Annotated in this window: 13 protein-coding genes and 1 pseudogene; 7 read left to right on the forward strand and 7 right to left on the reverse strand. The window is 66.3% G+C overall.

Annotation, left to right across the window (positions count from 1 at the left end; all coding sequences use genetic code 11):
* The 5 genes from ACRDU5_RS02335 to ACRDU5_RS02355 all read left to right on the forward strand — a co-directional run bounded on the left by ACRDU5_RS02335 (nt 1) and on the right by ACRDU5_RS02355 (nt 4,389).
* Nucleotides 1–930 carry an HAD family hydrolase gene (locus tag ACRDU5_RS02335; protein ID WP_526612605.1) on the forward strand — a complete coding sequence of 310 codons (930 nt, stop codon included), beginning with the start codon at nt 1–3 and terminating at the stop codon, nt 928–930.
* Entirely contained in the window at nt 923–1,801 is an 879-nt protein-coding gene (locus ACRDU5_RS02340) for a formylglycine-generating enzyme family protein (protein ID WP_526612606.1), read from the forward strand. Before ACRDU5_RS02335 ends, ACRDU5_RS02340 begins: the two co-directional genes overlap by 8 nt.
* A 106-nt stretch (nt 1,802–1,907) precedes the next feature.
* A complete protein-coding gene (locus ACRDU5_RS02345; RefSeq protein ID WP_526612607.1) occupies nt 1,908–2,312 on the forward strand; it encodes an SDR family NAD(P)-dependent oxidoreductase in 405 nt (134 codons plus the stop codon).
* Nucleotides 2,309–3,160 (forward strand): SDR family NAD(P)-dependent oxidoreductase, encoded by an 852-nt coding sequence (locus tag ACRDU5_RS02350; RefSeq protein WP_526612608.1) that lies wholly within the window; start codon nt 2,309–2,311, stop codon nt 3,158–3,160. Before ACRDU5_RS02345 ends, ACRDU5_RS02350 begins: the two co-directional genes overlap by 4 nt.
* Nucleotides 3,157–4,389 (forward strand): AI-2E family transporter, encoded by a 1,233-nt coding sequence (locus ACRDU5_RS02355; RefSeq protein WP_526612609.1) that lies wholly within the window; start codon nt 3,157–3,159, stop codon nt 4,387–4,389. Before ACRDU5_RS02350 ends, ACRDU5_RS02355 begins: the two co-directional genes overlap by 4 nt.
* Here ACRDU5_RS02355 and ACRDU5_RS02360 read toward each other — a convergent pair.
* The gene (locus tag ACRDU5_RS02360; protein WP_526612610.1) at nt 4,364–5,167 is read right to left on the reverse strand and encodes a dienelactone hydrolase family protein; all 804 of its coding nucleotides are present in this window, start codon (nt 5,165–5,167) and stop codon (nt 4,364–4,366) included. The two genes, ACRDU5_RS02355 and ACRDU5_RS02360, sit on opposite strands and share 26 nt — an antisense overlap.
* A gap of 12 nt (nt 5,168–5,179) precedes the next feature.
* Nucleotides 5,180–5,809, reverse strand: coding sequence for a DUF4245 family protein (locus tag ACRDU5_RS02365; protein ID WP_526612611.1), 630 nt, complete (start codon nt 5,807–5,809; stop codon nt 5,180–5,182).
* 55 nt (nt 5,810–5,864) lie between these two features.
* On the opposite strand from ACRDU5_RS02365, the gene glpX reads away from it, so the two are divergent.
* Together glpX and ACRDU5_RS02375 are read left to right on the forward strand one after the other, a co-directional pair.
* A complete protein-coding gene (gene glpX / locus ACRDU5_RS02370) occupies nt 5,865–6,893 on the forward strand; it encodes a class II fructose-bisphosphatase (RefSeq protein WP_526612612.1) in 1,029 nt (342 codons plus the stop codon).
* 29 nt (nt 6,894–6,922) lie between these two features.
* Nucleotides 6,923–8,353, forward strand: a complete 1,431-nt coding sequence (locus tag ACRDU5_RS02375; RefSeq protein WP_526612613.1) for a class II fumarate hydratase — start codon at nt 6,923–6,925, stop codon at nt 8,351–8,353.
* A gap of 2 nt (nt 8,354–8,355) precedes the next feature.
* On the opposite strand, the pseudogene ACRDU5_RS02380 reads toward ACRDU5_RS02375, so the two are convergent.
* The 5 genes and pseudogenes from ACRDU5_RS02380 to glyA all read right to left on the reverse strand — a co-directional run.
* Nucleotides 8,356–8,759 (reverse strand): annotated as a pseudogene (locus ACRDU5_RS02380) (polysaccharide deacetylase family protein); the annotation flags it as partial.
* A gap of 116 nt (nt 8,760–8,875) precedes the next feature.
* Nucleotides 8,876–9,292, reverse strand: a complete 417-nt coding sequence (locus ACRDU5_RS02385) for a PaaI family thioesterase (protein ID WP_526612614.1) — start codon at nt 9,290–9,292, stop codon at nt 8,876–8,878.
* A gap of 67 nt (nt 9,293–9,359) precedes the next feature.
* A complete protein-coding gene (gene phoH2 / locus ACRDU5_RS02390; protein WP_526612615.1) occupies nt 9,360–10,673 on the reverse strand; it encodes an RNA 5'-3' helicase PhoH2 in 1,314 nt (437 codons plus the stop codon).
* A gap of 200 nt (nt 10,674–10,873) precedes the next feature.
* Nucleotides 10,874–11,701, reverse strand: a complete 828-nt coding sequence (locus ACRDU5_RS02395; protein ID WP_526612616.1) for an acyl-ACP desaturase — start codon at nt 11,699–11,701, stop codon at nt 10,874–10,876.
* Nucleotides 11,702–11,752: 51 nt separating this feature from the next.
* Entirely contained in the window at nt 11,753–13,033 is a 1,281-nt protein-coding gene (glyA, locus tag ACRDU5_RS02400) for a serine hydroxymethyltransferase (RefSeq protein WP_526612638.1), read from the reverse strand.
* Nucleotides 13,034–13,095: the final 62 nt, after the last annotated feature.

Consider the following 13,095-nt stretch of genomic DNA (forward strand, 5'->3'; position numbering starts at 1 on the left):
ATGGCCGAACTCGCGTCATGGGTTGACGGGCCCACGAAGTCGGCGATTGTCCACTTCGTGGGTCGAGTCACCACCGACGGCGGCCCGGATTACGTTGCGCCCGAAGCACGTATCGCGGTGTTCGACAACGATGGCACGCTGTGGTGCGAGAAGCCGATGTACATTCAGCTCGACTTCATCGTCCGCCGGCTTGCCGAGAAGGCGGCGGCCGATTCGGCGTTGACCGAGCAGCAGCCGTACAAGGCGGCGTCGATGGGTGACCTGAACTGGTTCGGCGGTGCGATCACCAAGCACTATCAGGGCGACGACTCCGATCTTAAAGTGCTTGCCGGAGCGGTGATGTCGTTACACGAGTCGATGAACGTCGAAGACCACGCGGCACTGGTGAACGCCTTCTTCGCCGAGGCCAAGCATCCCACGCTCGACCGTCCATATCACGCGTGTATCTACCCCCCGATGGTCGAATTGCTGCGCTACCTAGAGGCCAATGGTTTCACCTGCTACATCGTCTCCGGCGGCGGACGTGATTTCATGCGTCCGGTCACCAGCACGATCTACGGGATTCCGCCCGAACGAGTGGTCGGCAGCTCGCAGGACCTGCGCTTCGAGGGCAAGGACGGCATTGGCGATCTACTGATAGAGCCCGCGCTGGATGTCTTCGACGACGGGCCTGAAAAGCCGGTCCGAATTTGGAGCCGCATCGGCCGGCGGCCGATCCTGGCGGCGGGCAACTCCAACGGAGATGACGAGATGCTGATGTACTCGGGCCTGCCAGGCGAAGCGTCGCTGCGGCTGCTGGTTCTGCACGACGATGACACGCGCGAGTTCGCTTACACCGCAGGCGCGGAACGGGCTTTGGACCACGCCAAGCAGTACGGCTGGTCGGTCGTCAGCATGAAGAACGACTGGAACACCGTCTTCAGTGAATGAGGGGCTCGTCTGGATCTCCGCGCAGGCCACCGTTCTGGGCTCCGATCGCCACTACCCCGAAGAAGCTCCCGCCGGCGAGGTGAACGTTGACGGCTTCTGGATGCGCGCAGGTCAGGTGACCAATGCCGAGTTCGCCGAATTCGTCGATGCCACAGGCTATGTCACGGTTGCCGAGCGGCCGCTCAACCCAGCCGATTATCCCGACGCGCCCGCGGAGAATCTCCAGCCGGGTTCGATGGTGTTCACCCGCACACAGGGACCGGTGGACCTGCGGCACCTCAATCTGTGGTGGACCTGGACGCCGCGCGCGTCGTGGCGACGGCCGGTGGGGCCGCATTCGTCGATCGCCAACCGCGCCGACCATCCGGTGGTGCACGTCGCCTATGAAGACGCCGAGTCCTACGCGCAGTGGGCGGGTCTCGCGCTGCCGACCGAGGCGGAATGGGAAGCCGCTGCGCGCGGCGGGCTCGATGCCGCGGCCTACACCTGGGGCGACGAGCCCGAGCGGCCCGGGCAGCGGCTGGCCAACTACTGGCATGGCGACTTCCCGTGGCGTCCGGACCCGGGATACGGCCGCACCACCCCGGTCGGCGGCTTCCCGGCCAACGGCTACGGCCTGTTCGACATGGCGGGCAACGTGTGGGAGTGGACCACCGACTGGTACGCCGACTCGCGAGAAGGCGACCCGTGCTGCGAGGCCGGCAGCTACGACCCGCAGCAGCCGCAGTTCCGGGTGCCGCGCAAGGTCATCAAGGGTGGCTCGTTCCTATGCGCGGACAACTATTGCCTGCGCTACCGCCCCGCCGCCCGCCGGCCGCAGATGATCGACACCGGCATGAGCCACATCGGCTTCCGCTGCGTCAAACGATGAACCGCCGAGTTCTGCGCCATGGTTGTGCAATCGGCGGCGGAACGACCCTGGTGCAGAATTCGCGAATAGGCGAAGATGCGCTGAACACGTTTCAGGCAGGAGGCGTATGACTGAGCAGCGGGTCGCGGTCGTCATCGGCGGAGCCTCGGGCATCGACGTCACCGATGAGGACTCGGTACAACGGCTCTTCGACGTCTGCCTCACCGGCTCGTTCATCGTCGCCAAGCACGCGGGGCAGAACCTGCGCGAAGGTGGATCCCTGGTTTCGATCAGCTCGCTGAACGGGCGGCAGCCGGCCGTGGGGATGAGCGCCTACTGCTCGGCCAAGGCCGGCCTGTCGATGCTCACCCAGGTCGCGGCGCTGGAGCTGGGGCCGAAGGGCGTCAACGCCGTGTCACCTGGCTTCGTCGACACCGGCGCGGCCGAGCGCGGTGTTCTCCACGTAGTCCTCGTCAAACGCTATCCCGACGTGCTGGGACATGTGATGAAACTGGCCGAGGCGCAGCGATGAGCCTCTCGGGCGAAGAGCCGAGGAGTAGGAGTTTCGCTGGCAAGCAGGCCATTGTCACCGGCGCCGGTTCGGGGATAGGCGCGGCCTTGTGTCGCGCGCTGGCCGGTGCCGGGGCCGATGTCGTGTGCACCGATGTCGACGGCGACGCAGCCGGGCGGACGGCCGCCGGTCTTGGCGCCAATGCCCGATCCGCCCGCCTCGATGTCACCGACGCCGCCGCGGTCCAGGCAGTGGTGGACGAGGTGGTGGACCGGACCGGCAGGCTGGACCTGATGTTCAACAACGCCGGCATCGTGTGGGGCGGCGATACCGAACTGCTGACGCTGGACCAATGGAACGCGATCATCGACGTCAACATCCGCGGTGTCGTTCACGGCATCGCCGCGGCATACCCGCTGATGGTCCGGCAGGGCCACGGTCACATCGTCAACACCGCATCGATGGCCGGGCTGACCGCGGCCGGACAGATCACCAGCTACGTGATGACCAAGCACGCCGTCGTCGGGCTGTCGCTGGCGCTGCGGTCCGAGGCCGCGGCTCGCGGGGTGGGCGTGCTGGTGGTCTGCCCGTCGGCAGTCGAGACCCCGATTCTCGACAAGGGCGCGGTCGGCGGTTTCGTGGGCCGCGACTACTTTCTGCGGGGCCAGGGCGTGAAGACGGCGTACGACCCGGACCGACTGGCACGCGACACGCTGCGGGCCATCGAACGCAACAAGGCGGTGCTGGTTAAGCCGCGACGCGCGCACGCCCAGTGGCTGATGGCACGGCTGGCTCCTGGACTGATGCAGCGCATGTCGATTCGCTTCATCGAGAGCCAGCGAGCCAGCCAACAGGTGCATTCGCCATGAAGACCGAGTTCACGCTGACACAGAAGCGTGCGCTGGCCGTCGTGACGGTCATCGCCGTCCTGTTCGGCGCGTACTTCCTGCGGAGCTACTTCATTCTGATCGTGGTCGCCGCCGTGTTCGCCTACCTGTTCGGCCCGCTGTACAACCGGCTCAACAAGCGACTCAGCAAGGGCGCCTCGGCAACCCTCACCCTGTTGGCCGCGATAGCAAGCGTCATCGTGCCCGTCGGCCTGATCGTGTTGCTGGCCGTCGTCCAGATCACCGAGATGGTCAGGAGCGTCGCCGGCTGGGTCGAGCGGACCGACCTGTCCGCGCTCGGCGACAGGACGTTGCGCTTCGTCAACGAAGCGCTGGCACGGGTTCCGTTCGCGGACGTGACGGTCACTCCGGAGATGATCCGGAATGCGATGACGACCGTCGCCCAGAATGTCGGCCAGTGGCTGCTGCAGTTACTGCAAGGCGCCGCGGGCGGCGTTGTCGGCGGGATAACCGCGGCGATCCTCTTCCTCTACGTGTTCATCTCGCTGCTGACCAACAAAGACGCGGTGCAGACCCTGATTCGCCGGCTCAACCCGCTCGGCGAAGAAGTCACCGACCTCTACCTCGCCAAGATGGGCGCGATGGTGGGCGGCACGGTCAGAGGGCAGTTCATCATCGCCGTCTGTCAGGGCGTCGCGGGAGCGGTCTCGATCTACATCGCCGGTTTCCACGACGGGTTCTTCATCTTCGCAATACTCTTGAGCGCACTCTCCGTCATTCCGCTCGGCAGCGGCATCATCACGATTCCATTCGGCATCGGAATGATCCTGTTCGGCAACATTTTCGGCGGGGTGTTCGTCATCTTGTTCCACATCATCGTGGTGACGAATATCGACAACTTCCTGCGGCCGATACTGGTACCACGGGAGGCCCGCCTCGACCCGGCGCTCATGCTGCTCTCGGTGTTCGCCGGAATCGGAATGTTCGGTGCGTTCGGCATCATCATCGGCCCGGTGCTGATGATCGTCATCGTTACCACGATCAGCGTCTATCTGGCGGTGTACAAGGGCGTGCCGCTTGAACGGCATGACGACGACGAAAGTTCACCCCGGAAGAAGCGCCGACTACGGTGGCTCACTCGCAGGGCCAGACGGGCCGAACCCGAGGCCCCCGAGCCGGAGCCGGACGCCCCCGCAGCGGACCAAGAGGAAACCTCGCCTCCGTCTAATTCGCGCTCAGACGCGCGGTGAGAAATTCGACGACGCGCTTGCGCGCCTGGTAGGTGGGGTGGGCTTCCTGCTCGCGCACCTCGAGCGTGAGCACCGAGTGCGCCATCTTGCCGAACCCGTGCTCGTTGCCCTTCTTCGAACTGATCTCGATGACCTCGAACGCGTCCCCGAGCCGGTCCTTGAGGGTCTTGAACCGCTGCGCCGGGACCAACGGATCGTCACTGAACCGCAGGCCCAACGCACACAGGCCATCGTTGGCCGCGCGCTGCCCGATGACTTGCAGTTCCCCTTCGGACAGTCCGGGATCGCGGCGCTGTTTCGGCGTCACCGCCAGGGGCAGCGACGGCTGACTGAGCACGGGCGCGAGCACGCTGTCATCCACCGCGGCCGCCAGTGCGAAGCCGCCGGTGAAGCACTGACCGATCACCCCGACGCCCTTGCCCGGCGTCTTCTCGTTCAGGTCTCTGGCCAGCGCACGCAAGTAGTGCGCCACCGGCCGGTCGGCGTTCGTCGCGAACGCGGCGAATTCCCTTGCGACGCAGCCACGCAGCATTGTGGGAACCGCGCCCGGCCGCACCGCCGGCGCTCCCGGAGTGCCGAAAAGCGATGGGGCGGCGACGGTGAATCCGTTGTCCACCAAGTGATTACCCAACGCCAGCACACCGGGATGCAGGCCGGGCATTTCCGGGATCAACACCACTCCGGGGCCCTGGCCCTTGCGGTAGACGTCGTGAGTGAGGCCGGCAGCGGTGAACGGCGCGGCGGTCCATCCGGTCAGATCGGCTTCCGGTGCGGTCATGGCGTCTCCGTCCTATTTCGCGCGCAGCGGCGGCTGGCTCTGCGTGGCCGCCGCCAGCGTACGGTACTCGTCGGTACCGGCGGCACCGGTTATCGCAAGTTGCGCCGGACCGGTAGGGCCGTTCAGCCGGGTCGTCCACACCGGTTCGACTCCGTCACCGCCCTCGTAAACCACCCACCGCACGCCGTTCACGTCCTGCGTCCCGGTCGGGACCAGGTCGGTGTTGACGGAGCCGACCAGCTTGTCCTCATCGGCGTTGCTCTGCACGAGGGCCAGATACATCCCGCTCGGCGCGAGGTAGCCGACCGTCGACGTCACCGCGTGCGCCGGCCCGGACGGCTCGGTGCGGCCGCCGTCGATGCCGCCGCGACTGCCGGAATTGGACTGCCAACCCTCGGGCAGCACCGGCACCCGGATCGGGATGCGCAGTGCGTCGGCGTCGGCCTGCAATGCGCCGGGGGCGTCGTAGGAGGGCGCCGGGCCTGGACCTGGGCCGCTAGGTGCGAACGAGCACATTCCGAGGATGCCCGCCAGGATGATGCACGCCGCGACCAGCGGCGCGATCGACCAGAACATGTCGCGGCCATCCTGCAACAACCGCGGCTTGGCGGGTCTGGGGGCGGGCTGGGGCTGGGACGTCACAAGTGCCAGTATCCCAGCTCTCAAACACCGATCCGGTAATGGGACAATCACAGCCATGACGCGACCGAGACGCGAAGCCCCGGACCGCAACCTGGCCCTGGAGCTGGTGCGGGTCACCGAGGCCGGCGCGATGGCGGCGGGCCGCTGGGTCGGTCGCGGCGCCAAGGAGGGCGGCGACGGCGCGGCGGTCGACGCCATGCGGGAACTGGTCAACACGGTGTCCATGCGCGGCGTGGTGGTGATCGGCGAGGGCGAGAAGGACAACGCCCCGATGCTCTACAACGGCGAGGAGGTCGGCAACGGCGACGGGCCGGACTGCGACTTCGCGGTCGATCCGATCGACGGCACCACGCTGATGAGCAAGGGCCTGGCGAACGCGATCTCGGTTTTGGCGGTCTCGGAACGCGGTTCCATGTTCGACCCGTCGGCGGTGTTCTACATGAACAAGATCGCGGTCGGACCGGAGGCCGTCGACGCGATCGACATCACCGCGCCGATCGGCGAGAACATCCGCAGGGTCGCCAAGGGCAAGAACATGTCGGTATCGGATATGACCGTGTGCATCCTGGACCGGCCGCGCCACAAGCAGCTGATCGACGATGTGCGTGCCGCCGGTGCCCGGTGCCGGCTGATCTCCGACGGTGACGTGGCGGGCGCGATCTCGGCTTGCCGGCCAAACACCAGCACCGACATGCTGGCCGGCATCGGCGGTACCCCGGAGGGCATCATCGCCGCGGCCGCGATCCGCTGCATGGGCGGCGCGATCCACGGCCAGCTGGCGCCCAAGGACGACGAGGAACGCCAGAAGGCGCTCGACGCCGGTTACGACGTCGACCAGGTCTTGGTGACCGAGGATCTGGTGTCCGGCGACAACGTCTTTTTCTGCGCCACCGGCGTAACCGACGGCGACCTACTCAAGGGCGTGCACTTCTACAGCGGTGGCTGCACCACCCAGTCGATTGTGATGCGCTCGAAGTCGGGGACCGTCCGAATGATCGAGGCCTACCACCGGCTCTCGAAGCTCAACGAATACTCCGCGATTGACTTCACCGGCGACAGCAACGCCATCTACCCCCTGCCGTAAACCCAACTGACATGGGAGGGAACACCCACATGAGCGCCGGCTCCCCTTCTCCGACTGCCGTCGGAGACGAGTACCGCATCGAACACGACACCATGGGCGAGGTCCGGGTGCCGATCGCGGCGCTGTGGCGCGCGCAGACGCAGCGGGCGGTGGAGAACTTTCCGATTTCGGGACGCGGGCTCGAGCGCGCCCAGATCCGGGCGCTCGGCCTGCTCAAGGGCGCGTGCGCGCAGGTGAACAAGGACCTGGGGCTGCTCGCAGCGGAGAAGGCCGACGCGATCATGGCCGCGGCCGGCGAGATCGCCGACGGCCGCCACGACGATCAGTTTCCGATCGACGTGTTCCAGACCGGCTCGGGCACCAGCTCGAACATGAACACAAACGAGGTGATCGCCAGCATCGCCGCGCGAAACGGCGTCACGGTGCATCCCAATGACGACGTGAACATGTCGCAGTCGTCCAATGACACGTTTCCGACCGCGACCCACATCGCGGCCACGGAAGCCGCTGTGCGCCAACTGATTCCGGCACTCGAGGTGCTGCACGAGTCACTCTCGTCTAAGGCCCGGCAGTGGCGCACGGTCGTCAAGTCCGGTCGCACCCACTTGATGGATGCGGTGCCGGTGACGCTGGGCCAGGAGTTCAGCGGCTACGCCCGCCAGGTCGAGGCCGGCATCGAGCGGGTGAAGGCCACGCTGCCGCGCCTCGGCGAGCTGGCCATCGGCGGCACCGCAGTGGGCACCGGGCTCAACGCACCCGACGGGTTCGGCGAGAAGGTGGTCGAGGTGCTGGTCCAGCAGACCGGGTTGGCCGAATTGCGCACGGCAGTCAACTCTTTCGAGGCCCAAGCCGCCCGTGACGGGTTGGTCGAGGCGTCCGGCGCACTGCGCACGATCGCGGTGTCATTGACCAAGATCGCCAATGACGTCCGCTGGATGGGCTCCGGCCCGTTGACCGGTCTGGCCGAGATCCAACTACCGGATCTGCAACCGGGCAGCTCGATCATGCCGGGCAAGGTCAACCCGGTGATCCCCGAAGCCGTCACGCAGGTGGCCGCCCAGGTGATTGGCAACGACGCCGCGATCGTGTGGGGTGGCGGGAACGGCGCATTCGAGCTCAACGTGTACATCCCGATGATGGCGCGCAACATTCTCGAGTCGTTCAAGATTCTGACGAACGGCTCCCGACTGCTGGCCGAGCGGTGCGTCGACGGTCTGGTGGCCAACGAGGAGCGCCTGCGTGAGTTGGCCGAGTCGTCGCCGTCGATCGTGACGCCGCTGAACTCGGCGATCGGCTACGAGGAGGCCGCCGCGGTAGCCAAGGAAGCGCTCAAGGAGCGCAAGACGATTCGGCAGACCGTCATCGATCGTGGCCTCATCGGCGACAAGCTGTCCGAGGAGGAACTCGACAAGCGCCTCGATGTGCTGGCGATGGCGAAGGTCAAGCAGGGCGAAGGCTAGTTGGGTTCGCGCGGTCCGAGTAGTTGGCTGACCGTCACCAGGTGGTAGCCGTTGGCCTTGAGCGCCGGGAGGAACTGATACACCGCATCGACCGTGCTGGAGTAGGTGTCGTGGAACAACACCACCGACCCCGGTTTGATCCGCGTCTTGAGCATGTGCGTCGTCTCGGCGGCGTTCGAATCGTTTATCCAGTCGAAAGGAACCACGTCCCATAGTATTTCGGCCATACCAAGATCTTTCGCCGCTGCCCGGACGGTGTCGTTGGATAGCCCGCCGGCCGGGCGGTACAGCTTCGGGCTCTGGCCCGTCGCGGACGCGATGGCGTCGTTGGACTTCGACAGCTGCCCGGTGATCAACTCAGGCGGGATCGTCGTCATGTTGGGTGTTCCCAGGTGTGGCTGGCGACTCCGACCCGCCGCGACCACGCCGAAGACCATCAGCCCGTAGCGCCAGGCCTGGCTGTCGCGTCGCTTCGGCACGGCCGCAGCTTACCGGCCAGCGCGCAGACGGAGCCTTCGCGCGCTATAAGGGGTTGGTGTTGGGAACAAGCATGAAAGTGGCCGTCGTCCGGACCAGAACACGATCTTGAGCGTCAACGACCGAACAGTCCGTACTCAGCAGCCTACGGCCGGCGTGCACCAACTTGGCTTCCGCGACCAGCGGGCCACCCTTGGGCTGCCGGTAGTAACGGACGTGAATATCCGTCGTGACGGTGAAATGAGTACTGACGTCGTAGTTGCCCGCGAGGCAGGAGGCAGAAGCAGCATCCGCGAACGTGGCCAGCATCCCGCCGTGGATGCTGCCTTCGAAATACCCGCGCAGATCTTCGCTGAGCGGCATCGACAGGATCGCCAGGCCCGGTTCCACCCGGACGACGCTCATCTGCATTCGCTTGTGGGCAGGAGACATATAAAGTCGTTCATTGTTCAGCGTGACCATTGGTCCTCCTACTAGAGACAGGAAGATCGTTCCACGCCGGATAGTGTCTTCGATCGGTTCTGGCAAACTACGGCAGGGCGGCGGGGCTGATCTCCTCGAGCATTTCGGTGACCAGCGCGGCGATCGGTGACCGCTCGCTGCGCAACAGTGTGATGTGGGCGAACAGCGGGTGGCCCTTGAGCTTTTCGATCACCGCCCCAACACCGTCATGCCGACCGACGCGCAGGTTGTCGCGCTGGGCCACGTCATGGGTGAGCACCACCCGCGATCCGGCACCCAGCCGGGACAGCACCGTCAGCAACACGTTGCGTTCCAGCGACTGTGACTCGTCGACGATGACGAACGAGTCGTGCAGCGAACGGCCGCGGATGTGGGTCAGCGGGAGCACCTCGAGCATGCCGCGCGACAGCACCTCTTCGAGCACCGCGGGGCTGGCCAGCCCTTCGAGGGTGTCGAAAACGGCCTGCGCCCATGGCCCCATTTTCTCGCTCTCGCTGCCGGGCAGATAGCCGAGATCCTGGCCGCCGACGGCGTAGAGCGGCCGGAAGACCACGACCTTGCGGTGGGTGCGTCGTTCCAGCACCGCTTCCAGCCCCGCGCACAGTGCCAGCGCGGACTTCCCGGTGCCGGCCTTGCCACCGAGGGAGACGATGCCGACGGCCTCGTCGAGCAGCAGGTCGAGTGCCACCCGTTGTTCGGCCGAGCGACCCCGTAGCCCGAACACCTCGCGATCGCCGCGAACCAGTTGCACTCGCTTGTCCGGGTTTACCCGGCCCAGCGCATGCGAGGTGCCGCCGAGCAGCCGGATCCCGGTGTGGCACGGTAGATCCCGCGCGGTTTCCAGGTCGATCTCACCGTCGGCGAACAGCGAGTCAATCACCCCGGCCGACACGTCGATCTCGTCCATCCCGGTCCAGCCCGACGTGATGACGTCCTGAGCGTGGTACTCGTCCGCCGTCAGTCCCACCGCACCGGCTTTGACGCGCAGCGGAATGTCCTTGCTCACCAACGTGACTCGCTTGCCTTCGGCTGCGAGATTGGCCGCGCAGGTCAGTATTCGCGAATCGTTGCTTTCCGTCCGGAAGCCCGCCGGCAGAACTGAAGGGTCGCTGTGGTTGAGTTCTACGTGCAGCGTGCCGCCCTGTGTTCCAACGGGAATCGGCTGATCCAGCCGACCATGCTCAAGCCGAAGATCGTCGAACAGCCGCAGTGCCTGTCGAGCGAACCAGCCCAACTCGTGATGATGGCGTTTGGCCTCCAGCTCGCTGATCACAACCAGCGGGACGACCACTTCGTGCTCGGCGAACCGTGTACAGGCCCAGGGATCGGACAGCAGCACGGACGTGTCGAGGACGTAGGTCCGGATGGAGGAATCGGTCACGTAGCGCTCCTCGAGCCCGCGCGGCCCCGCACGAACCTCTCGGCGGACACTGCGGCACCAGGGCCGGGGCCGGCCCTCTCGAATCGAATCGATCGGTACCGCCCGGACAGCAGAGCATGTCGCTAGCCATCGAAAATGACGCTACTCCCGAGGAGGCAAGCGTGCCGTGCAGGCGCGCCGAGGCTTAACCGCCTAGCAACTCAACCGATCACGAACTGACGCAGGTCCGGTTCGTCGGTCAGGCCCCACGCCGTGATCCGGTCGGAGATCACTCGGCGCAGCGCCGCCGCGTCGAAGACGCCCGCGTCGGCGACGGCCTGAAGCTTGTCCTGGTAGGCGTCGATGTCCCCGCCGACCACACCGAGTTCGGCCGCGCGCCGCGCAATCGCGTCGATCGTCTCGTCGCGGGCGTACTCCACACAGTGCGCGACAAGGTTGGCGAAGAACTCCTCGTGGCGCTCCTCGTCCTTGGCAATTCTCTCCATCAGGCCCCGCAGCACCGGCTCTTCGGTCTGCGCGGCCAGCTTGCGGCAGAACACCGCATGCGCGTGTTCGTAGAACGCCATGAACGCCAGCGTCTCGATCTGGCTGAACTTGTCGGCCCGGTAACCCTTCATCACGTGCTCGACGCGGACGTCCTCGTTGGCGGTCGGGTCGATCTCGCGGGTGACGACCAGGTACTCGCGCAGCGCGATGGCATGGAGATGCTCTTCGGCGGTCCACCGCCCTAGCCATCGGCCGAACTTCTCCTCGAGGATGAAGTGCTCGACGAGCTCGCGGTGGTAGCCGGACATGTTGTCCTTGGTGATGAGCAGGATCTCGAGCGCATCGGTGACGTGCTTGGGCAGCGTCACCTGCGATGGATCCCAGTCCCGCCCGCCGAGGAACGCGAAGTTCTCGCCCTGGTCGAACGGCACGTAATCGTGCGCATTCCAGAGGTCCTCGGTCTCCACATGCCGGGCCATGTTCTCCGCCACGACCGGCTCGAGCTCGAGGATCAGTGCGTTAGGAACAGGTTTCTGCGCCATGAAAGTAACTGTAACCCACGTTCACACCTTCCTGAAATCGGGTGTGGCGGGTCACCGGCGGCCGTGCAGCTCCCAGTCCTCCAGGCCCTCGTACAGCGGAAACTCCCTGGCCAGCCGGGTGACGCGGGCCTGCAGCGCCGCGACATCTGCCGACGCACCCTGCGTCAGCGCGGTGGCGATGACGTCGGCGACCTCGGTGAACTCCGGGTCACCGAAGCCGCGGGTGGCCAGCGCCGGAGTGCCGATGCGCAGGCCCGATGTCACCATCGGCGGCCGCGGGTCGTTGGGCACCGCGTTGCGGTTCACCGTGATGCCGACCTCGTGCAGCAGGTCCTCGGCGGCCTGGCCATCCAGCGGCGAGTCCCGCAAATCCACCAGGACCAAGTGCACGTCGGTGCCCCCGCTGACCACGCTGACACCGGCCTTGGCGACGTCGGCGGCCAGCAGCCGCTCGGCGATGATGCGGGCCCCCGACAGCGTCCGCCGCTGGCGGTCGGCGAACTCCGGCGTCCCGGCGATCTTGAAGGTGACGGCCTTGGCCGCGACGACCTGCATGGCCGGGCCGCCCTGGGTGCCCGGGAAGACCGACGAGTTGATCGGCTTCGCGTATTGCCGCCTGCCCAGGATCAGGCCGGAGCGGGCGCCACCGAGGGTTTTGTGCACCGTCGTGGAGACCAGGTCGGCGTGCGGCACCGGCGACGCGTGCAGCCCGGCGGCGACCAGGCCGGCGAAGTGGGCCATGTCCACCCACAGGTGTGCGCCCACCTCGTCGGCGATGGAGCGGAACGCCGCGAAGTCGAGCACCCGCGGATAGGCCGACCAGCCGGCGATGATCACCGTGGGCCGGAATTCTCGTGCCGTTGCTCGCACCGTCTCCATGTCGATGCGCCCGTTGTCGGACACCCCGTAGAACGCGGTGTCGTAGAGCTTGCCGGAGAAGTTGAGCCGCATGCCGTGTGTCAGGTGGCCGCCGTTGGCCAGATCCAGACCGAGCAACCGCTCGCCCGGGCTCATCAGCGCGGCGAGCACCGCGGCATTTGCCTGCGCCCCGGAATGCGGTTGCACATTGGCGAATTCGGCACCGAAGAGCGCCTTGGCGCGATCGCGCGCGAGGTTCTCGATGACGTCGACGTGCTCGCAGCCGCCGTAGTAACGCCGGCCGGGCAGCCCTTCGGCGTACTTGTTGGTCAGCACGCTGCCCTGCAGCTGCAACACGGAGCGCGGTGCGAAGTTCTCCGACGCGATCATCTCGAGCGTGTCGCGCTGGCGGCCGAGTTCCTTGTCGAGCAGCTCTGCGATATCGGGGTCGACCTCGGCCAGCGAGGCCGACATGACGGAGGAGGCTGCGCGGATATCGGGTGTCGCGGTCACGGCCGTGAGTCTGGCACTCGGGC

Origin of the sequence: Mycobacterium sp., from assembly GCF_050701515.1 — a bacterium.
In the GTDB taxonomy this organism is placed as follows: domain Bacteria; phylum Actinomycetota; class Actinomycetes; order Mycobacteriales; family Mycobacteriaceae; genus Mycobacterium.

Bases quoted from the DNA above. Each gene is read 5' to 3' on its own strand.
- ACRDU5_RS02335 (WP_526612605.1), top strand. From the start codon at position 1: ATGGCCGAACTCGCGTCATGGGTTGACGGGCCCACGAAGTCGGCGATT.
- ACRDU5_RS02345 (WP_526612607.1), top strand. From the start codon at position 1,908: ATGACTGAGCAGCGGGTCGCGGTCGTCATCGGCGGAGCCTCGGGCATC.
- ACRDU5_RS02350 (WP_526612608.1), top strand. From the start codon at position 2,309: ATGAGCCTCTCGGGCGAAGAGCCGAGGAGTAGGAGTTTCGCTGGCAAG.
- ACRDU5_RS02355 (WP_526612609.1), top strand. From the start codon at position 3,157: ATGAAGACCGAGTTCACGCTGACACAGAAGCGTGCGCTGGCCGTCGTG.
- ACRDU5_RS02360 (WP_526612610.1), bottom strand. From the start codon at position 5,167: ATGACCGCACCGGAAGCCGATCTGACCGGATGGACCGCCGCGCCGTTC.
- glpX (WP_526612612.1), top strand. From the start codon at position 5,865: ATGACGCGACCGAGACGCGAAGCCCCGGACCGCAACCTGGCCCTGGAG.
- ACRDU5_RS02375 (WP_526612613.1), top strand. From the start codon at position 6,923: ATGAGCGCCGGCTCCCCTTCTCCGACTGCCGTCGGAGACGAGTACCGC.
- ACRDU5_RS02385 (WP_526612614.1), bottom strand. From the start codon at position 9,292: ATGGTCACGCTGAACAATGAACGACTTTATATGTCTCCTGCCCACAAG.
- ACRDU5_RS02395 (WP_526612616.1), bottom strand. From the start codon at position 11,701: ATGGCGCAGAAACCTGTTCCTAACGCACTGATCCTCGAGCTCGAGCCG.
- glyA (WP_526612638.1), bottom strand. From the start codon at position 13,033: ATGTCGGCCTCGCTGGCCGAGGTCGACCCCGATATCGCAGAGCTGCTC.